The 19,826-nt window shown below is 65.4% G+C and carries 22 protein-coding genes; 9 read left to right on the top strand and 13 right to left on the bottom strand.

The genetic code is table 11. The features are described 5' to 3' along the window. Positions 1–438: 438 nt before the first annotated feature. Entirely contained in the window at positions 439–756 is a 318-nt protein-coding gene (locus AC5Y2L_RS27395; RefSeq protein ID WP_499939339.1) for a WhiB family transcriptional regulator, read from the top strand. Between the two features lie 47 nt (positions 757–803). On the opposite strand, the gene AC5Y2L_RS27390 is transcribed toward AC5Y2L_RS27395, so the two are convergent. Further along, a complete protein-coding gene (locus AC5Y2L_RS27390) occupies positions 804–2,285 on the bottom strand; it encodes a rolling circle replication-associated protein (protein ID WP_499939341.1) in 1,482 nt (493 codons plus the stop codon). Positions 2,286–2,817: 532 nt separating this feature from the next. On the opposite strand from AC5Y2L_RS27390, the gene AC5Y2L_RS27385 reads away from it, so the two are divergent. After that, a complete protein-coding gene (locus AC5Y2L_RS27385) occupies positions 2,818–3,126 on the top strand; it encodes a CDGP domain-containing protein (protein ID WP_499939343.1) in 309 nt (102 codons plus the stop codon). 43 nt (positions 3,127–3,169) lie between these two features. On the opposite strand, the gene AC5Y2L_RS27380 is transcribed toward AC5Y2L_RS27385, so the two are convergent. Continuing rightward, positions 3,170–3,733: a serine aminopeptidase domain-containing protein gene (locus AC5Y2L_RS27380; protein ID WP_499939344.1), complete on the bottom strand. Its 564-nt coding sequence runs from the start codon at positions 3,731–3,733 to the stop codon at positions 3,170–3,172. 88 nt (positions 3,734–3,821) lie between these two features. Between AC5Y2L_RS27380 and AC5Y2L_RS27375 the strand changes: the two genes are divergently transcribed. Then, positions 3,822–4,112, top strand: coding sequence for a hypothetical protein (locus AC5Y2L_RS27375; protein WP_499939346.1), 291 nt, complete (start codon positions 3,822–3,824; stop codon positions 4,110–4,112). Positions 4,113–4,116: 4 nt separating this feature from the next. On the opposite strand, the gene AC5Y2L_RS27370 is transcribed toward AC5Y2L_RS27375, so the two are convergent. Both AC5Y2L_RS27370 and AC5Y2L_RS27365 read right to left on the bottom strand, forming a co-directional pair. After that, a complete protein-coding gene (locus AC5Y2L_RS27370) occupies positions 4,117–5,391 on the bottom strand; it encodes a DUF7373 family lipoprotein (protein WP_499939347.1) in 1,275 nt (424 codons plus the stop codon). Further along, positions 5,392–6,951, bottom strand: a complete 1,560-nt coding sequence (locus AC5Y2L_RS27365) for a long-chain-fatty-acid--CoA ligase (protein ID WP_499939349.1) — start codon at positions 6,949–6,951, stop codon at positions 5,392–5,394. A gap of 62 nt (positions 6,952–7,013) precedes the next feature. On the opposite strand from AC5Y2L_RS27365, the gene AC5Y2L_RS27360 reads away from it, so the two are divergent. After that, positions 7,014–7,949, top strand: coding sequence for a catalase family peroxidase (locus AC5Y2L_RS27360; protein ID WP_499939351.1), 936 nt, complete (start codon positions 7,014–7,016; stop codon positions 7,947–7,949). A 111-nt stretch (positions 7,950–8,060) separates the two neighbouring features. Further along, a complete protein-coding gene (locus tag AC5Y2L_RS27355) occupies positions 8,061–8,828 on the top strand; it encodes a sulfite exporter TauE/SafE family protein (protein ID WP_499939452.1) in 768 nt (255 codons plus the stop codon). Between the two features lie 5 nt (positions 8,829–8,833). Here the strand turns inward: AC5Y2L_RS27355 and AC5Y2L_RS27350 are convergent, their stop codons facing one another. Then, positions 8,834–9,928: a glutamate--cysteine ligase gene (locus tag AC5Y2L_RS27350; protein WP_499939353.1), complete on the bottom strand. Its 1,095-nt coding sequence runs from the start codon at positions 9,926–9,928 to the stop codon at positions 8,834–8,836. Between the two features lie 78 nt (positions 9,929–10,006). Then, positions 10,007–10,441 (bottom strand): anti-sigma factor antagonist, encoded by a 435-nt coding sequence (locus AC5Y2L_RS27345; RefSeq protein ID WP_499939355.1) that lies wholly within the window; start codon positions 10,439–10,441, stop codon positions 10,007–10,009. 155 nt (positions 10,442–10,596) lie between these two features. On the opposite strand from AC5Y2L_RS27345, the gene AC5Y2L_RS27340 reads away from it, so the two are divergent. Beyond that, positions 10,597–11,193, top strand: coding sequence for a TetR/AcrR family transcriptional regulator (locus AC5Y2L_RS27340; protein ID WP_499939357.1), 597 nt, complete (start codon positions 10,597–10,599; stop codon positions 11,191–11,193). Positions 11,194–11,196: 3 nt separating this feature from the next. On the opposite strand, the gene AC5Y2L_RS27335 is transcribed toward AC5Y2L_RS27340, so the two are convergent. Then, positions 11,197–11,862, bottom strand: coding sequence for a DedA family protein (locus AC5Y2L_RS27335; RefSeq protein ID WP_499939359.1), 666 nt, complete (start codon positions 11,860–11,862; stop codon positions 11,197–11,199). A gap of 137 nt (positions 11,863–11,999) precedes the next feature. Here AC5Y2L_RS27335 and AC5Y2L_RS27330 point away from each other — a divergent pair, with 137 nt between their 5' ends. From AC5Y2L_RS27330 to AC5Y2L_RS27320, 3 genes are all read left to right on the top strand, one after another. Beyond that, a complete protein-coding gene (locus AC5Y2L_RS27330; RefSeq protein WP_499939361.1) occupies positions 12,000–12,491 on the top strand; it encodes a pyridoxamine 5'-phosphate oxidase family protein in 492 nt (163 codons plus the stop codon). A gap of 48 nt (positions 12,492–12,539) precedes the next feature. Then, complete coding sequence (locus AC5Y2L_RS27325) at positions 12,540–14,177, top strand: acyl-CoA synthetase (protein ID WP_499939363.1); 1,638 nt, start codon at positions 12,540–12,542, stop codon at positions 14,175–14,177. A 218-nt stretch (positions 14,178–14,395) separates the two neighbouring features. Beyond that, positions 14,396–15,193 (top strand): IclR family transcriptional regulator, encoded by a 798-nt coding sequence (locus AC5Y2L_RS27320; protein WP_499939364.1) that lies wholly within the window; start codon positions 14,396–14,398, stop codon positions 15,191–15,193. Between the two features lie 9 nt (positions 15,194–15,202). On the opposite strand, the gene AC5Y2L_RS27315 is transcribed toward AC5Y2L_RS27320, so the two are convergent. The 6 genes from AC5Y2L_RS27315 to AC5Y2L_RS27290 form a co-directional block, all read right to left on the bottom strand. Next, positions 15,203–16,039 (bottom strand): polysaccharide deacetylase family protein, encoded by an 837-nt coding sequence (locus AC5Y2L_RS27315; protein ID WP_499939454.1) that lies wholly within the window; start codon positions 16,037–16,039, stop codon positions 15,203–15,205. Positions 16,040–16,174: 135 nt separating this feature from the next. Further along, on the bottom strand, positions 16,175–16,900 hold the full coding sequence (gene phtC, locus AC5Y2L_RS27310) for a 3,4-dihydroxyphthalate decarboxylase (protein WP_499939365.1): 726 nt from the start codon (positions 16,898–16,900) through the stop codon (positions 16,175–16,177). Further along, positions 16,897–17,697, bottom strand: coding sequence for a 3-(cis-5,6-dihydroxycyclohexa-1,3-dien-1-yl)propanoate dehydrogenase (hcaB, locus tag AC5Y2L_RS27305; protein ID WP_499939367.1), 801 nt, complete (start codon positions 17,695–17,697; stop codon positions 16,897–16,899). The genes phtC and hcaB overlap by 4 nt, the downstream gene beginning before the upstream one ends. After that, the gene (locus AC5Y2L_RS27300; protein ID WP_499939369.1) at positions 17,694–17,966 is read right to left on the bottom strand and encodes a dihydrodiol dehydrogenase; all 273 of its coding nucleotides are present in this window, start codon (positions 17,964–17,966) and stop codon (positions 17,694–17,696) included. Before AC5Y2L_RS27300 ends, hcaB begins: the two co-directional genes overlap by 4 nt. Then, a complete protein-coding gene (locus AC5Y2L_RS27295; protein ID WP_499939371.1) occupies positions 17,963–18,496 on the bottom strand; it encodes a 3-phenylpropionate/cinnamic acid dioxygenase subunit beta in 534 nt (177 codons plus the stop codon). The genes AC5Y2L_RS27300 and AC5Y2L_RS27295 overlap by 4 nt, the downstream gene beginning before the upstream one ends. After that, entirely contained in the window at positions 18,493–19,818 is a 1,326-nt protein-coding gene (locus AC5Y2L_RS27290; protein ID WP_499939456.1) for a Rieske 2Fe-2S domain-containing protein, read from the bottom strand. The genes AC5Y2L_RS27295 and AC5Y2L_RS27290 overlap by 4 nt, the downstream gene beginning before the upstream one ends. Positions 19,819–19,826 lie beyond the last annotated feature (8 nt).

Raw genomic sequence — 19,826 nt, 5'->3', positions numbered from 1 at the left:
CCACCCGACACCGCGGGGGCCGCCACAGGCGCAGAGCCCGTAACCTTTGCGAGCGCATCGGCCAACCAATTGCCCACCCTGCGCGCGGCATCCACATCCACCCCGGAATCAAAATCCATCCCAATAACCTTGCACATCACACTGGGGCTGCCCTCAGGCAGTCTGTCGCTGTCCAGCTGTCTCTCGGGGGCTCTCGGTGGTTGCCGCTCTGTAACCGGTGTCTCGGTGGGTGACCGGGCACGAGTTTAGGCAGCGAATATCAACCGGAGGAGTCGGTGTGACCCGGAGCGGTTCTTCCTGTGTTCTGCTCCCGGCGCCTTACCGGACGAATGAGCGCCCGGGCTCAGCCGCAGGTCACTCCGGCTCACCGTGCGATCAGTAATTTGTGGATATATCGTCGCATCGACGACCGCATACCTTGATAGGGGGAGACAAGCAATGACCGGAGCGGTGATACCGCCGTCCACATACCTGGACGAGTACGTTCCGGTGTGCACCTCGCAGCCCGAGCGGTGGACGACCACCGATCCCGATGCCGACGCCAGGGCGTTGTGCCGAGCGTGTCCGCGACGCCCGCTGTGCGCAAGTGAGGCCTCCCGGCTACCAGGTGCCGTGGGCCTATGGGCGGGAGTGGTGATTCCTGAGTCAGGGCGCTCACGCGAGTTCGCTCTCCACCGCCTGCATGCGCTCGCCGAAAGGGCCGGCTACCGCGTTCCCGTGCGCCGCCGTGGCCGGCCTCGCGGTTCCCGGAACTGAGGGCGCGCAATCACACGCAAACTAGCGATAAGGTGCCACAAAGGGCGCTATTGGGCTGCTGCGCCGCAGCTGACAACCTGCAGCGCCGCCGCCAGCTGGGAGGCGAATAGCGATCCGTCATTGACGAGCGCATAGCCCCCGGCCAGCCCGCCTTGGTCGCAGAGCAGCCGGCGTCGCCGGACTTTTCGGCGACGTACCTTTCCGGTCGCGGTATCCACTCGCTGGACCACGCGGTGCGCCGTCCGTGGCGCGACACTGGTGGGAAACCGATGTGTGAGGTCGCCGTACACAGCTTGTGATCGCGACCAACGCCGAATCATCCGGCGCGCTGTCACGTACGCATCTTGAGCGAGCTCTACAACCGCGGTGGCCCGTTCGAGGCCGTGCACGCCCCAGAAGCGTCCGGGTCCGTGGCCTGGCCGGCGCCATGGCTCGGGGACCATGTGCTGATATTCTTTGTCGCCCAGCCGATTCGGTGATGAATGCTTCGTAAAGTAGATCGCTAGCCGCTTGGGGTCGCACGCACGTAGGCCGTTGAGGATGTCGACCGCAGTGCCGGCCAGCACGTGGCGTGCGCGCTGCTCGGGGTCAGGGTGGGCCACGATGTCGGCCCATTCCTCCGAGAGCCAATTCCAGAACGTGCGCCCTGTCCTGCCGACCGACTGCGGGGGAGCCATCCACAGGTGGATGTGCGGCGCTCCCCGGCGTTGGAATTCGAGCTTCCAGATGTAGCGCGCCGGCTCGCCCCATTCCCGTTGAAATCGCTTGCGCCACAACACCATATGTCGTTTCACGCTGGCGCCATCGGGCGCAACTAATTCCCAGTCGCCAGGGTAAGTCAGCGTCACCATCGCCGGTACACGACCGCTCTCAACAAGGGGTGTGTAGTCGAGCTCGGCGAAGGTGCGGCACATGGCAGCCCGCGATTTGCGCGACCATTCGGTGATCACCCGCCCGCACGGCGCAGATTCGTCACGACCAGTCCTGATCCGGTCCTGTTCGGTCGCCACGTCGAGGCGGTGCCGGGCGACGGCCCGCTCAGACGACTTTTCCGCGCGGACTGGGTTCGTCCAGCTAAGCCGCACCACGCCGGGGCCTACTGTGATCCGGAATCGGCCGGATTCTGGTTCATCGTTGAGCCGATCCTGTCCGTGAGCCCATGGCCGCGCCCGTTCAAACAGTGCGGCTGCTGAGGACACCAAGTCGGGGCGCGGGAACCGCAGCCCGAGGGCATCCGCGGCCAACACGTCCGCATCACCGTCGCCCTCGGCGGTGTGGCGGACACTTTTGGCACATATAACAAGCCCGTTGGTCCCAGCCGAAACACGGCCTACGCCGCTCCCGCCGTCCGACCGACCGCTGGCGCTCTCGCGCCCTGCGGCCTTGGCGGCCTCGGGCACTCGCCGTCTCCCGGCGTCCGCGGCTCCGTCCGTGTTCCGGCTGGCCGTTCGGGTTGGGTCGGGCCTACAAGTGGGTCGGCCCGCAGTCGCGCCTATTGGATGCGGGGTCAGCCGGGTGATGTCGGGCATCGGTACCTGCTCCCGAGGAGCCCTCGACGCGCATCACTAAGTGGACGGGCGATGAAGGGTTCCCTGTCAGGAGTGCAGTCGCCGTGTCCGGTTTGTGTCCGATCGGTAGATCGGGCGAATGCGTCAGTCCAGCTCCATACGCTGCATATGACGCACAAACCCACATAAAGCGCAGGTCAACCAGTGTTTCCGCCGCTTCACACGCGGAAGGTCGCTGGTTCGATCCCAGCCGGGACCACACCTGTTGTCGCAGGTGAGACATCGTTTCTCGCCGTTCAAAACAGCCAGTCATCAGCTCGCCCGCGGCCCTTCCACCGGGTTCTCCATCTACCGCTTCGCCCCCAAATGGCAAGTGTGGGAGGACAAACCATCATCGCGAAGAAAATCGGCCGGTAAGCCGGATCGGGTCTGACGACACGACGGGGTATCCAGGCCCAATGAACCATCCGGCGTGGATCGGCCATCACCGGCAAATACGGTGTGCCGGCCTCCCTGCGATGCGATGATCGACCGCAGCAACAAAGGAGACGCGATGGCCGCAATAAAGATCACGTTGCCGTTGGGGATAGCCGTCGTCGCCGTCGTGGGTGCCGCTGGAGGACTGATCGCCGCAGCGCCACCGGCCAACGCGGGCTGCCTGTACGGGGGACCCGTTCTGAGCAAATGCGATGGACCCGTTCAGCCGGACGGCACCTGGCAACGTTGCGTGGCATTCACCACTCTGGTGCCCAGCGGCATGAGCACCTTCCTCATGCCCGAGAGGCGCTGCGATGTAATGGGTGGTGACCAGCATCCGGCGGATCCCAGTTTCGCTGACCCGCCAATGCACATTGACGATTGAGGTGCGGCTAGGTACGCAAGGCGCCGCCGAGAGCTGACCCGACTTACAGGCCCTGACTCGTCAGCCAGCCCGTGACTCTTTCGGCGACTGACTTCCACCCGGGTTCAAGCATCATGTTGTGGCCCATATTTGGAAAGAAAGCGGCTTGGGTTCGGTAGGCATCGGCGGTTGCGCGCACCTCGTCGTTGGTGAGCACGGCATCGCTGCCGCCGTCGAGAACCAGGACGGGAGTCCTCACACGCGACGGCCTCACCCGAAGGAGCACCCCGCTGGCGCGTGCACTCACCGGCTGCATACGCGCGGCACACGACTCGACCGTGGACGCGGGGGTGCCTGCGCAGAACAGTTTTTCGCGGGCCAGGCGCGGGGTGTTGACCAGATCGGCGGTAGTCCCGACCATGTTCGCCCGAATCGTCAGCCATGGGTGGCGGCGCACCACACGAAGAGCCACCGCCATTCGCAGCATGCGCTGGGGTGGGTACGACGCCAGCAGCACCGCGGCAGGTGTGCGAAGGCTCTCGAGGTACTTCTGCACCAGCAAGCCGCCAGCGGAACAGGATGCGATTCGGTGACGACTCCCTTGTCGATCACCTCGAGCATGCGCCATCCTCGATCCATCGGGTCCACCTACTTGCTCATCATGACCCAACGGGCACAATCATTGGGCACGATGACCCGGCGGAGGAGGGTTGACGATGGGCACCAATGAAGGCATCGGCGTTTTGCAACTCGAATGCCCGCAGCGGCACTCCGTTGGCCGGGTCCTCAAAGAGGCCGCACATCACGCCGCCCAATACGATCCCGGAGCGGCAGTGGGCCCACGCCAGTTCTGGCCCCAGGAAGACGAGCAGGGACGGTTCAAAACTCACTGCCGGCATTGCGACAAACCGGTCGGGGATTCCTCAGCCACCTTGCAGCGCAAGCTAAGCGAGCTGCTCGCCGACGACGCGCAGACGCACGGCACTGCCACACTGCCATACCTGTAGCCGGTTACTTGCCGGCGAGTATGCGGTATTGCGCCGAAGCCTGCTGCATGACATCTTTCTCGGTTTCCGAGAAGACGGTGTAGGCATAGCGGTCGGCTTTGGCCACGCATTTGAACTGCCACTTCACCATTCGCCAGGTGGCCGGCGCGTCCGGAGGCAGCGCCGGACCGGCTCGGCGATAGCACTTGGCATCCGGAAAGCCGGGTACCTGGTCGCGCACCGGCTGAATATCGCTGCCCTGTCCGACAAGCCGGGCGAGGTAGCTCGCCAGGCGCTGTGCGGCATCGGCATTCGTGGTTTGGTAGACGGTTGCCAGGCGTTGACTGACATAGTCGACGCCGGCGCCTTGGAGCGCTGCCCCCGTCCCGTGCGGGTCGTCGGCGAAATGCAACCAACCTGCCGGTTGCCATACCCCGGAGTTGACCGGCAGCGTGATCCCCTCGCGCGTCAAAGTCGCGGCCAGCAGCCGTCCGGACGGATCCAGCGGCAGCGAACCCAGTTTGGACGCCTCGGTCGGCACGAACCGGTCGAGCTGCTTCTCCTGCAGGTCGAGGCACAGTACCAGGATGACCTCAGGAGATTTGCCCACGCCCGAGCCCTCGCCCGTCGAAGCGATTTGGTACACCACGTACCGTCCGTGCGCCGCGAAACTCTCGACGACCCGTCGGCCATCGGCTCGGGCGTACTTGACAGCGATTGCTTCGGGATGCTTGTCGATAACCGCGGGCTCACGCGGTGGCTGGCCCGGCGGCGCGGTGTTGGCCGCGGCCAGCTCTGCAGCCGCGGCGGCCGCAGCAGCCGGGTCGGGGAACATCAAGACAGCATTGGTGAGTTCCCGCAACGGCGAATTGCCGGGGGATTGACGCCGAGTGGAGAACCCGGTTACGTATCCGTGCTTGGCGGCCACACCGGAAAACGCCGTCCCAAACACCATTCCCAGGTAATTGGCATCGGCGATCCCCTGGATCTGACTCAACAATTCGAGGAAGGGGTGCTGCGTCAGCGTTTCGTCGACTTGCCATGGCCCGGTGACGAAATCAGCCAGCCGGTGCGCTTCGAGCAGGCTCTGGGCATAGGTGTCGTTGCCGGCGGTTCCGAAGATGTGACCCAATGTGGTCGGGTAGGTACCGGTGTCCATCAGCGCCACGTTCGGGACGCCGGTTTCGTTGGCCTTGACCGGCGCACCGTCTACCTTGGTGGTACAGCCAGACAGCGGCACCAGCACCGCAATGACGATCACCGTCAGCCAGCGCACCGAATCACCGGACCTACGGGCCATTCATATGCCCCGTGCCTGATTCTGCCAAAATGATTGCCGCAGAGTGGCTTTGAGGATCTTACCGCTGGCGTTGCGGGGCAGTGACGGCGCAAAGTCGACCGTTCGCGGACACTTGAAGTCGGCCAACCGTCCCCGGCAGAATTCGATGAGGTCGGCGGGTTCGACCTCGCGGTTGGTGACTACGATCGCCTTCACCGATTCGCCCCAAAAGTCGTCTGGCACACCGATAACCGCGGCGTCGACGACGGCGGGATGCTCGAGAAGCACGCTTTCCACCTCCGGGCCGTACACGTTCTCGCCGCCGGTGATGATCATGTCCTTCAACCGGTCCTCGATGTAGAGATAGCCGTCGGCGTCGAGACGGCCGATGTCTCCGGTGCGCAACCAACCGTCGCTGGTGATGGTGTCCGCGGTGGCCTGCGGCTGATTCAGATAGCCGCTCATGGCCTGATTGCTGCGCGCCCAAATTTCGCCGGGCGCACCATGATTCAGGCGTTCGCCGGTCGTGGGGTCGACGATTTGCAGCTCGGTGCCCGCCGCGGGCCTGCCCGCCGACAGCAGTAATTGGGGCCGGCTGGCATCGCGGTGGTCGGCGGGGCTGAGCGCGGTGATCGCCCCGCAAAGCTCGGTCTGCCCGTACACCTGGACGAAGTTGACGTCCGGCCACGCCGCCAGGGCTCGCTGCAGAAGCGGTACCGGCATGGGCGCCGCCCCGTACACCAGGTAGCGCAAGCGCGCGACCGCACTGTGCGCCGCCTCGCCGCCGTCCAGAAACCGGGCGATCACCGGTGGCACGAAGAAGGTGTGGGTCGCGCCGTCATTCAGCACCCGGATCAAGGTCACGGCGTCGGGTTCGCGGGTCAGGATCGTCGGGACACCGGCGAAGATGCCGAAACAGGCATAGCCGATGCCTCCCACGTGGAACAGCGGCATGGCGACCAGGTTGGCGTCGCCGTCGGCGAAGGGAAAGGCCGGCGCCAGGTTGGTGATGTGGTTGACCAGCGCACGCTGGCTCAGCAGCACACCTTTGGGACGCCCGGTGGTCCCCGAGCTGTAGATCACCAGCGCGGTGCCCGCGCCGTCGCTTTCGACCTCGACCGGGATGGGTGCCGCGGCGGCAAGCGAGGATTCGTATTCATCGCTCTCGCCACCCACGAGGATCACGCGTTCCAGGCGCGGGACACGTGCGGCGACGGATTGCAGGGTGGGATGCAGTTCGGCGCCGACGAACAGCAATCGGGCACCGCTGTCGTCGAGCACGTGGACGAGTTCGTCCCCGATGACACGCCAGTTGACGACGGTGCTCACGGCGCCGATCGACGCCGCGGCAATCAGAATTTCCAGGCAGGCCGGGTGGTTCTTGTCGAGGAACGCTACCCGCTCGCCGGGCTGCACACCGGCGGCCCGCAGCGCGCCGGCCGCGCGCCGGATCCGCAACGCCCACTGCGCCCACGTCCATTGCCGGTCGCCGAAGCGGATCGCGATCGCGTCGGGCGTGCACTGGGCATGGTGCTCGACGATTCCGGCGAGGGTGGCCGTGGTGGCATCGGTTGCTGGCATGCGTCCACTTTGCAATACGGCATCACCGTGCCGCACGGCGGCCGAAGCCCTACGATTCGCCAATGGGTGTTTCGGTGACTCCTGACGATGCCATTGACGCGATCCGGGGCACGGGCGGAGCCCAGCCGGGTCACCGCGCGTTGCACGCGAAGGGCACTCTGTACCGCGGCACGTTCACCGCATCGTCCGAGGCTCCGGGACTTTCCCGCGCGAAGCATCTCGACGGCTCCGCCGTCCCGGCGCTCGTCCGCTTCTCCAACGGATCGGGCAACCCGGCCCAGCGCGACGGCTTGCCCGGCGTGCGTGGGATGGCGGTGAAGTTCACGCTTCCCGACGGGTCAACCACCGACGTATCGACGCAAACCGCGCGGCTGTTCGTCTCGAGCACGCCGGACGGGTTCGTCGACCTGTTGAGGGCGATGCGGCCCGGTGTGACGATGCCGCTGCGCATGGCGGGGTTCTTTGCCACCCATCCGCGGGTGCTGACCGCGTTACCCGTGCTGCGGGCCGCCGCCAAGGTCCCGGCCAGCTACGCCACCACCGAATACCACGGGCTGCACGCCTTCCGGTGGGTCGCCGCCGACGGCAGCTCCAGATTCGTTCGCTATCACCTCTACCCCGGGGCGGGCGAGCAGTACCTGTCGACCCCGGCGTCCAAGGACGCTGACTTTCTCACCGACGAACTGAATGACCGGCTGCAGACCGGGCCGGTGCGGTTCTCCTTCCGGGTGCAGATCGCCGGGCCCACCGACTCGACGGTCGATCCGTCGGCGCGCTGGCGGAGCACCGACATGGTCGACGTCGGCACCCTCGAGATCACCGGCCTGGACACCACGCGGGAGCACGACGGCGACATCGTGGTATTCGACCCGATGCGGGTGACCGACGGCATCGAGCCCTCCGACGACCCGGTACTGCGATTTCGCACCCAGGCTTATTCCGCGTCGGTCAAGTTGCGCACCGGCGTAGATCGTGGTCCCGAGGCCCCGCCCGCCTGACTCCGTCACTGCGAAAAGCGTTGCTGCGTTAGATATCTCACACCTCGACAGGCGCAACGTCCGATCAAGGTAGTGTGCAGCGCAGTGTTGGCTTCGCACATGGCTTCTCAGATGGTGTTGATCGGCTTGGCCGGGTTCGGTGCCGGTGCGATCAACGCGCTGGTCGGCTCCGGCACCCTGATCACCTTTCCGACGCTGGTCGCCCTGGGCTATCCACCGGTCACGGCCACCATGTCCAACGCCGTCGGCCTGGTGGCCGGAGGGGTGTCGGCCACCTGGGGGTATCGCACCGATCTGCGCGGGCAATGGCATCGGTTGAGCTGGCAAATTCCCGCCTCGGTGGCCGGCGCGGTGCTAGGGGCGTTCCTGCTTCTGCACTTGCCCGAAAAGGTGTTCGCCCGCATCGTTCCGGTGCTGCTGGTGCTGGCTCTACTACTGGTGGTGACCGGTCCCTGGATTCAGTCGTGGGCGCGTCGGCGGGCCGAAAAGGCTGGGCGCTCGGCCGAATACATCCCGCCCGTTCGGATGGCGGTGCTGGTGCTGGGCACCTTCGCCGTCGGCGTCTACGGTGGCTATTTCACCGCGGCACAAGGCATCCTGCTGGTGGGTGTGATGGGCGCACTGCTGCCTGAGTCGATGCAGCGCATGAACGCGGCTAAGAACCTGTTGGCGACGGCGGTGAATGTGGTTGCGGCCGTTGGCTATACGTTGGTGGCCTGGGATCGGATCAGCTGGCCGGTCGCCGGTGTGATTGCGGCGGGCTCGCTGGTTGGCGGATTGCTCGGGGCACGTTTTGGGCGCCGGCTGTCCCCGAATTCATTGCGCGCCACCATCGTCGTGGTCGGGCTGATCGGGTTGTACCGCCTGCTCACGGTGTAGCGGCGTCAGCTCAGCGTGGCAGCGGCGGCTTCGGCGATGACGTCGGCCATCTCGCCACGTTTCAGCCACGCTCGGCGCTGGCGCATGGCGCCGTTGCCCTGCGTCGCGATGCGGTCGAGTTCGGCTGCAACACAGTCGTATTCACCCGTCGCGTCCAGCGCAGGGCGCACCCGTCGCAGCAGTGTGTCCAGTTGCTCGCGGGCAGACACCGCCCCGCGGCCGCCGACCAAATCCAGCGTGTTTCCCGACAGCCCGTCGTGCGCGGCTTTCCAGTACGCGGCCCGCAGCGCCGCCGGCGGAAGATGCCGCACGTCCTCTCCTCGGGAACGTTCGTCGAGGGAGGTCATCACCGCCGCTCTGATCAAGGTGGCGAGCAACACTGTTTCGGCGACGGTTGCGGGCACGTCGGCCACCCGCACCTCGATGGTGGGGAAGTCTGCGGACGGCCGCACATCCCAGTAGATCATGCCCCGATCAACGATGATGCCGGTGTCGACCAGCATGCTGACCGTGCTGTCGTATTCCTCGATCGAAGAGAAGAACGGTGGCGCGCCGGCCGCCGGCCAGCGTCGCCACAGGATGCTGCGCCAGCTGGCATAGCCGGAATCGGAGTTGCGGTACAGGGCCGAATTGGCCGACAAGGCAAGCAGCGACGGCAGCCACGGCCGCAGCCAGTTGCTGACGTGGATGGCGGCCGCACGATCTGGCACCTGGACATGCACGTGGCAACCGCAGATGCCCTGCTCGTGGGCGACCATCCCGTACTGCGCCCCGATCCGCTGATAACGCTCGGTGTCGGTGACCGGGAACTTGTGTGGCGTGACCGGAGGCAACCCCAGTGCCAGCAGTTGAGCTCCGGCGGCCTCGGCGGACTGCGCCGCGACCCGTCGCAACCGGGTGAGTTCGTCGCACAGTTCGGCCCTGGTTCTCATTACCGCAGAAGTGGTTTCGACCTGACAACTGCTCAGTTCCAGTTGAAGTTCGACGCCTCGGCGTTTGGCCTCCTCGGCCACCGCCGTGTTGAGCGGGATCGGCTCACCGGTCAGCGGATCGGCGAGCGGGAATTCTTCTTCCACACCGACCGTCGGCACGTCACTCACTTCGTCTCCGCCCACCGGCCGTTGCCGACGACGTTTGCCGGGCGGCGACCCGGCCAGGCCAGCTGGCGGGTCGGCAGGCTAGCCTGCCAGCTGTGGCGCCAGAGCCGAGTCCGCGGTCGGATAGGTGGGCAGCAAGTCGCTGAGGCCGCACGCCTTGAGGACTCTGCCGACCACGGGCTGGCGCGCCACCAGGCGCAATTCAATACCGCGACGTCGGCAGCGTTCCGCTTCGTCGGCGAGGACGGCGAACGCGCAGCAGGCCATGAAGTCCAGGCCGTTGACGTCGATGACGAACGGACCCGGCGGACTGACGACGTTGCCCGCCTCTCTGATGAGTTGCTGCCAGATGTGCTCGTTGTGGGCGTCGACCTCACCGCCGGCGTTGATGAGCACCGCCGGACCGCTGCGGTCGGTGGTCGCTCTCAGGGTGCTGTGCGGATCGCCGAGTTCGTAGACGAGCCGCGTGCTGAGCATCAGATGGGTGGAGATGGGTTCTGCAATAGCCAGGCGCATTGTGGACTCCCTCATCGACTGACGCGGGGCGCCAGGATGGATGCCCGTCCTGTTGTCTGAAGACAGACTTTTCCGCGAGTGCGGAATCTCATTTGTATAACAAGACAGGGCGGTCTGTCTACAGGTTCCGGCTTGTGGTTACGTTGAGGATCGTTATGACTAGCGTCGATGTGATGACGGGGGGCGCGTCGGCCCGGGAGCGCATCCTGGGTGCGGCGTACGACCTGTTCAGTCGGCGTGGGATCCGCGCGGTAGGTACGGACGAGGTGATCGATCGCGCCGGTGTCGCCAGGGCAACGCTCTACCGTCACTTCGCGACGAAAGACGACCTGGTGCTGGCGGTTTTGCAGCGTCGTGAGCAAGTGTGGACGCACGGCCTGATCGAGCAGCAGTCGGAGCTGCGCGGGAACACCCCCGAAGAACAACTTTTGGCGATATTCGACGTTTTGCATGACTGGTTTCAGAACCGCGACGGGTACGAGGGCTGTTCGTTCATCAACGTGCTGCTCGAGCTGGGGCCGGACCATCCGGCCGGCAAAGCCTGCATCGGTCATATCCACCAGGTCCGCGAGATCGTGCGCCGGCGTGCCGTGGCGGCCGGGCTGCGCGACGTCGAAGACTTCGCTTCGTCGTGGCACATCCTGATGAAGGGCGCCATCATTCTGGCCGCCGTCGGCGACGTGGATGCTGCTCAACGCGCCCGGAAGATGGCTCGCGCGCTCATCGACGAGCACCGGCCCGTGGCCGGCTAACTGTCAGGCGGCGTCTGCCGCGGTGCTTTCGGCCTTGCGGTGATGCTCGGCCTCGAGTTCGGCGATTGCGCGGGATGTGCGTTCGCGCAACAAGATTGCCGCTGTGGCGCCACAGACGACGGCGACGACGAGCGCGATCCAGGAGAAGTCCTGCATATAGCGTTCGGCGGCCTCCCCGGCGTAGTACACGGCCGCGGTGGTGCCGCCCGCCCAGCAGATGCCACCGGAGACGTTGGCCACCAAGAACCGGGGATAGGGCATTTTCAACGCACCGGCCAACGGCCCGGCGAAGATACGCAGCAACGCGATGAAGCGCCCGAAGAACACCGCCCGCACACCCCAGCGGTTGAACAACTTCTCGGCGAGCGCGACATGGCCGGGGCCGAAGTGCTTGGGGAAACGCCGGCCAAGCCGGTCGAACAGCGGCATGCCGAACCGGCGGCCGATCGTGTACCCGATGGAGTCGCCGACGACCGCGCCGATCACGGCTGCGGCGCCCACCCCGACCGGGTTGACGGCCAGCTCGTGGTGTGCCGACATCAGCGCCGCGCTGACCAGCACGATCTCGCCCGGCAGCGGGACGCCAAGGCTCTCGATCCCAACCACACCACCGACCACGAGGTACACCAGGATCGGCGGGATGGATTGCAGCATGCCCTGGACATTCATGCGTACAAGGATGCCTGACCGGCGCTGAATTAGTAGCCGAGCAGACGTAAAAGCACCGAAATTCGGCTCGAATTAGGTGCTTTTACGTCTGCTCGGCAGTATTGCGGCTCGCCCCACGCCGACTAGGGTCACGGGCCATGACCAGCTGGCAGGAGTTGACCCAAGCCGCCCCGAGAATTGCTGCCGTTTTCGCCCGTCGGCACGCCGCTACCGGCAACCTTTGCATGCTTGGCACCCTCCGCTCGGACGGATTCCCCCGAATCAGCCCAGTCGAGCCGAGGTTCTTCGAAGATCAGTTATGGATCGCCGGCATGCCACACACCACGAAATTCCGTGATCTGGCGCGTGATCCTCGCTTCTGCCTGCACACGGCCACGATCGACACCCACGTCAAAGACGGCGACGCGAAGTTGTGGGGCGTTGTCGACGATGTCAAAGACAAGGCTCTGCACCGGCGATTCGCCCAAGCGCTGTTCGAAGAGACCGGTTTCGACATCCGAGGCCAAGAATTCGACCACTGCTACCGGGCCGAGTTGACCGGCGCCTCGGCGGTGGAGGTCAACGAGGGACACCTCGACATCACGATCTGGAAGCCCGGCGAACCTGAGCGCGTGGTCCGCAAACATTGACGCGACCCGGCAGCGTGGCCGACAGATTCGCATTCACCAGGAGACGCAATGGAGTTCAACCTCGCGCAGGTCTTCGGCGCGGTGGCGGCGGCCAACCCCGACCGAGACTGCATCGTGTTCGGCGATCGTCGCCTCACCTTCGCGCAGACCGCCGAACGTGCCCGCCGATTCGCCCACGCATTGCACCAGTGGGGTTTCGGCGCCCGTCGGGAACGTTCGGAGTTGGCGCCGTACGAGTCGGGACAAAGCCACCTCGGCCTGTATATGGCGAACTGCAACGAGTTTCTCGAGGCCATGCTGGGCGCCTATCAGGCCCGGGTCGCGCCGTTCAACGTCAACTACCGCTACGTCGCGGACGAACTGGTCTATCTGCTCGGCAACGCGAACGCTGAGGCCGTCATGTATCACGCCCGGTTCGGCCCCACCCTCGCCGAGGCGCTACAGCGAATGGACTTGCGGCCGCGCCTGATTCACGTGGCGGACGGATCCGGAAACGATCCGCTGCCCGGCGCGGTGCATTACGAGGAACTGCTGGCGTCCATGCCAGCTGGGCCGCTCGACGTCATCCCGTCGCCCGACGACCTGTATGTGCTTTACACCGGCGGCACCACCGGATTACCCAAGGCGGTGCTGTGGCGCCAGCACGACATCTACCTGAACGCCATGGGCGGGCGGACTTTCGGTACCAGCGAGGTGGTGAGCAGCCTGGAGCAGATCGTCGAGCGCTCGCGCCCCGAAGGCCCGGGTTCGATGACCGCCGCACCCCTGATGCACGGCGCGGCGCAGTGGGCCGCCTTCATCAACCTGTGCGCTGGGCGGCCATTCGTCATGGCCCCGACGACCACACATTTCGATCCGGCCGAAGTGTGGACGCTGGCCAGTCGCGAACGCGTGGTTTCGCTGTCGATCGTCGGCGACGCTTTCGGCCGGCCATTGGTCGACGAACTCGAGGTCGGCGATTACGACCTGTCCGGGTTGCTGGTCCTGGTCACCGGCGGAGCGGCGCTGAGCGCACCGGTCAAACAGAAATTCCTACAGCTGCTGCCGCACCTGACCATCATGGACACCGGCGGGTCGTCGGAATCCGGAGCGCAGATGGGACAGTTCTCCAATCTCGCGCAGAGTGCGTCCGGCCGATTCGCCCCGAACCCGGGCGCGGTGGTGGTCAGCGAGGACCTGACCAGGATCCTGTCGCCCGGCGACGACGAGATCGGCTGGCTGGCCCAACAGGGCCTGATTCCGCTCGGCTACCTCGGCGACCCGGCGAAGACCGCGAAGACCTTTCCCGTCATCGATGGCATTCGGCATTCGGTGCCGGGTGATCGGGCTCGCTGGCACGCCGACGGCCAAATCGAGTTGCTGGGAAGGGATTCCGTGACGATCAACTCCGGTGGCGAGAAGATCTTCGCCGAAGAGGTGGAGGCCGCCATCGCCGAGCATCCCGCGGTCGCTGACGTGGTGGTCACTGGCCGCCCCAGCGCGCGGTGGGGAAACGAAGTCGTCGCACTCGTCCAGTTGAAACCCGGTGCGCAGGCCGACGCCAGCGGCATCATCGCCGAGGCCGCGAACCACATCGCGCGCTACAAACTGCCCAAAGAGGTCATCTTCTGCGCCAAGTTGCAGCGTTCACCGTCGGGCAAGGCCGACTACCGGTGGGCAAAATCCCAAGTGGCACAGACTAATTGATAGCGTGAGCTCTTGGATTCGACTGTGAATCGAGGGCGGGATTTCTGCGCCGATCCCGCCCTACGCTCACACGCAAAGCCATGTATTCACTTCCGTCGCCGTGAGTTCACACCCAATGTCGCAAGCGATGCGCTCAGCGCATTCCCGATGATGCGTACGACGAGGTCGGGTCGGCCGAATACAACCGGTGACGGCCCCATCGCAGGTAGCCTCACGTCATGGCGAAGAAGGGGCCGCGGGCTGCACACGCAGCGGCTTCCTCTGCGCCGCAGTATCCGATCGAGTCCGTCGACAATGCCCTGAAGTTGCTGTTGCTGTTGGGCGAGCAGCCGCAGATCCGGTTGAGCGAGGCGACCGCCTACCTGGGTGTGGCGTCGTCCACTGCGCACCGACTGCTGGCGATGCTGACCTATCGCGGTTTCGTCCGGCAAGACCCGGTGTCCAAGGCGTACCTCCCCGGGCCGGCGCTGACCAGTGTGGCGTTTGCGATCTTCGGTCGCATCGATGTTCCGGCCACCGCCGCGCCGATCTTGCGCAATCTCAGCGAGCGGCTACGCGAAACGGTTCACCTGGGCATGCTCGACGGCGCCGGCGTCCGTTTCGTCGCCGCCGTCGAAGGCCCGACGGCGGTTCGGGTTGCCTCCCGGCTCGGCCGCACGATGCCGGCGCACTGCACGTCGACAGGCAAGGTGATGCTGGCCCAGTTGTCCAAATCCGAACTGCGACAATTACTTCCACATGAAGAACTGGAGCGGATCACTACGCGCTCGATCGGTAGCCGCAGTGAGTTGGAGGCCGAGCTTGCGCGGGTCCGCGAATGTGGCTACGCGGTCAACCGCGAGGAGAGCGAGGAAGGTGTTGCCTCGGTCGCGGTTGCGGTGCCGACTCGGGCTCCGGGGTTACGTTTTGCGCTCAACGCGGCTGCCCCGCAGAACCGGTTGGCGCCCAAGCAGTATGCCGCGGTTGCCGCCGAGCTTGGCAAGGCAGCCCAGGAGATTGGCGATCAGCTGGGCTGAGGCCGCGTATCAGCCGCTGAATCCCGTTGTCCGATACGGGATTTCCGGTCGCAGGAAAACGTCGTTGAGTGTCACCGTGCGTAGCCTGCGGGCCCGGATGATGTCCACCAGTTGCCGGTAGACATGTGTGATGGGGGCATGGTTGAGGTGGCCGATCACGATGGTCTGCGGGTTGAACGACTGGTGCGCCAGCTTGACGATTTGGTCTTCGGCCATCACCGCCGAGTCCCGGAGGTCGCCACTCCACAGCGTGGGAACGTGGTATCCCAGATCGGCGGCGACCGCGTCGACCGCGGCGTTGTGGTGACCGTATGGCGGGCGGTAATACGGCGCCGCATCCACGCCATACATATTGCGCAGGAACACGTCCGTGCTTTTCAACTCGTTGGCAATTTGACCCGGCGACAGTCGGGTCAGGTCCGGATGTGTCCAGGTGTGGTTAGCCAGCTGAATCTGCCCGGATTCGACGAGCGGTCGGAGCAAGGCGGAATTGTCCGTCCAGGACCGATAGACGCCGGTGACGAAATACGTGAGCCGCACGCCGGTGTCCCTGGCGAATTGGGTGTACAGCCGCACCACGTCGGTGTCAACGCCGTCGTCGACCGTCCACGCCAAGAGATCGCCGTTGCCGGGCAGCTTGCTGAGTACCGCGCCGCCCGGCAACACGACACGCGACCCCCGGCTCGGCGGCGGCAACACCCTGGGGGGCTCCGGAGAGACCGGAGTGGGCGCGGATCCCAGTACATCGCCACGCGCCACGGTCTCCTTGGGCCCGCCCGAGTACCAGGAGAGCCCGGTCACTGCTACCGTCGCGGCCACGGCGACCAAGAACCGCCGCCGGTCCAGTTCGCCCACGTGTGTACTCCTGTGTTCGCCGTCGCAAGGGCAGACAGTCGGAGAGCGTAAGCGCAATACCGCCGGCAACCACGGCGTATCCGGCGAGTGTCGCGCGCCGATATCAATCCGCAACCTGTGCGAGCGCTAGTCGGGCAGCCGTGCCACCTCGTGCCGCCAGGCGGCCCCGGCGTTGAACGCAGCACCCAGATCCGGCAGGTCGTCCCAGTCGGCGTCGTCAATATCGCGCAGGGTGCCGCCGGCCGCGCGCACCCGCAACGACATTCGGGCCAGCTCGTCCACGCTCATCGCCTGCAACACCGCCTGCGGCACAGTGGCTGCGGCACTGGTGATTCCGTGTCCGCGACAGATCACCACCGGCCCGCCACGCATGGCCGCCACCATTTCCCTACCCAGCGGCGAATTTCGGATGAGCACGGCGCGTTGGTAGACCGGCACCCCGCCGCGCGCGAGACGGGCGCCCGGAATGTCGTAGGCGCCGTAGATCGGCCGGATCGTGATGCCGGCCAGATCGGCGGCGACGACGGCGGGTGGATGCAGATGTGCAACGGCCAGATGCGAACTCGCGAGCATGGTCTCGACATGGATGGGCAGCTCATTGGGCACCCGGTAGCCGTCGAGTTCGCCGTCGGCGCCCGGGCTGCCGTCGAATCGGATGAGGCGGATGTCGGCGGGCTGGGTGAAGGCCAGGCCGGTGTCGGTGTCACTTCGGCAGCGGATGAGGAGGTGCTCGTCGTCGACCCGCAGACTGATATGACCGAGGATGCCGTCGACCAGTCCGCGGGCCGCGGCCACCCGGCAGCCCTGGGCGACCAAAGCTCGCTGCTGGTCGAGTGATTCGGCGAGCGTCATGTCGACTTGGCTTGGCCCATGCGAAACCCGCCGTCCGGGTGGATGGTCTCGCCGGTGATCCCGCGGGAGCGATCAGAGGCCAAGAACACAAAGCTCCAGGCGTGGTCCTCCGCCGACATCGCGATGTTCAGGGGAGTCCGCGCGGCCAGGTCGCGGGCGCGGTCGGGGGTGTCGTCGAGGCGAATACCGTTCAGGCCCAAGCTGGTTAGGCCACGCAGGTCGGTGTTCAGCGTGCCGCCCGGGGCCACCCCGTTCACCCGGATTCCGGGTGCCAGCTCGTGGGCGAGCGCAGCCACCAGCCCGCGGACAGCGAACTTCGACGAGACGTACAGCACGCCACCGCGCCCGGGGCAGAACGACGACGTGGATTCGGTGAGCACGATCGAGGGTCCGTCCCCGGCGCGCAGCCACGCCACCGCAGCCTTGACCGACTGCAGATGGCTGAGCACATTGGTGCCAAACATTTCGTCGAAGGCGCCGGACAGGTCGTCGGCGTCGATGTCGCCTATGCCCTTGTAGAAGTCGAACACGCCGACGCAATTCACCAGGGTGTCCAGGCCGCCATAAGTATTCACCGCCATTTCGACGGCGTGCTCGTTGGCCTGCCGGGTCACGGCGTCGCCTTCGATTACCGGCACTTCGGGCAGTTGCTCGCGCAGCGTTTCGCATTTGTCTCGATCTAGTTCCAGCACAGCGATTTTCGCGTCCTCGGCGAGGAATGCGTCGGCGACGGCGCGGCCGATTCCGGATCCGCCGCCCACGATCAGCGCCCGCTTGCCGCGCAGCCAACCGGTCATGGTTGCTCCGGCTCGTCTGGTTCGTCCGGCAGCAGCGGCGCATAGGAATTGCCCACCATCGCGGCCAGGGTGCGGGTGTTCTGCCAGGTCAGCGCCTCGACTTCGAGTGCGTCCAGCGTGATCCACTGTCCGGTCTTGGGCGCGGTGATCAACAGCCGCGACCCGTTGCGGGTATCCACCCGGCGTACCACGACTTCGGTGAATTCGTTTGCGACGGTGAGTGGTTCGCCAACGGCTCGTTCCAGCAGCATCGCCAACTCGGGGTTCATAGGAACACCGCCAGGTTCTGCATTCGCAACACCGATTCGTCGACAAGGATTTTCCGGCGGGCCAGTTTCCAGGCCTGGGTGTCGGCATACCAGCGCAACAGATCCTCCCGCGCGCAGGAGACCAACGCGCTCTCGTTGACATCGCCTCGGCTGCGGAACAGCAGTTCGGCCGACTCGACCCAAAGATGGCCCGGGTCCTCGCATTCGAAACAGCGAACGTTCGTGATGAAGTGGCGCATTCGCGACGGCGGGTCCTCGGTCCACGCATGCTCGGTTTCCAGCCGGGCGACGCGTTGGCTCAGCGAGAACTTGTCCTCGTCGAAATGGGCCATTCCCGGCGAGGTGTCGAAGCCGGAGCCACGTGCGGTCGTGATGCGGACGGGCATCACATAGTGGATGTCGTAGGTCAGCGTGTCCAGCCACAGCCGGTACTGCTGAGTATCGAGTAGGTAGGCTTCGTCGACCAGGAACTGGTGTGCCTGCAGGTGCCGCGGGTCATTGAATGGCAGCGACGCGAACGCTTTTCTCATCCGCGCACCGCCGCCTCCAGTTGCTGGGCCCATAACTTGAGCAGTTCCCGTTGGTTGTACTCGTTATAGCCCACCTGGGCGCGTCCTGGGCCGTGAAACGCCTCGGCGGGCAATGCCTCGATGACCGGGCGGTCGTCGGCAAGCAGGCCCATCCGGCTGTTCAGCAGCAGCCTTCGAGCCATCGAGCCGCCCGCGGTGGTGGTCAGCGACACCCAGTTCTCCACGTCGTCCTGCTCGAACATGCCCGTCGACCCGAAGCACATCAAATAGGCCTTGTACGAGTCCTTTTTGAAGTCGGCGGGCGCCGCGGAATCCACCGCGAACCATGAGCACACCTCGGTTTCGTTCTCGCTGATCGGCTGCCAGAGCCGGATGGAGATGAACGGCAGCACTTCGCTTTTCTGGCCGGCGGGTTCGGATTCGCGTGGCGCGTCTCGCACCTTGGGCCAGTTGTGCACGAAGCTCAGGTTCGGAAAGCAGGTGGCGGCCGAGATCATGAAACCGTCTTCGCCGACCATCCGCTGCTGTGCGGGCGACCAGACCTCCTTGATCCTGCTGATCATCTCGTCGGGGTAGCCGACGTACCGCATCCGCTCGTCGAAGCCGCCAGGCGGCAGTTTGTAGGTCGTCCCGCCGCCGCGCTGAGCCCAGTAGGTGGCACCGTCCTTGCGCTTCTGGGCTTTTGGCTCGCGGAACAGGCCGATATCGACGATCGAGGCGTGCGTGTGCGGCGTGTGGTACATGTCGCCGGAGAAGTTCTCCGCGCCGATCTTCCAGTTCGCCTTGATCCGCCAACGCTGCGGCCCGTGTAGCTCGAGCCCGCCGGTGCTCTGCTTGGTATAGAAATCCAGGTAGAACCTGAAGTCGCCGAGGAACTCCTGCAGCGGCTGCGCGTCGCGGTCCAGATTGATGAACAGCAGGCCGTTGTAGCTGGCGAAATTCGGTGCGGCCAAAAGGCTTTGACCCGTCTTGACGAACCCATCGTCACCTCCGTAGGCCTCTTTGTGGAACGGCAACCCCGTGAGCCGGCCGTCGTTGCGGTAACTCCAGCCGTGATACGGGCAGCGGAAATTGGAGGCGTTTCCCAGCTCCGCGCGGCACACCTGCATGCCGCGGTGCAGGCACATATTGAACATCGCCCGAACATCCCCTTGCGAATCCCGCGTGATGATGAACGAGTCGTCGAGGACCCTGCGCACGACGTAATCGCCCTCGTGCGGAATCTCCGACTCGTGCGCCACGAAGATCCAGGCGCGGCTGAACAGTCGCTCCTTTTCCAACGCGAACAACTCTTTGTCGTTGTAGATGTGAGCGGGGACCATGCCGCGCC

The sequence above is a fragment of the Mycobacterium sp. NGS66 genome (assembly GCF_059812225.1).
This window is presented reverse-complemented; position numbering and strand designations above follow the sequence as displayed.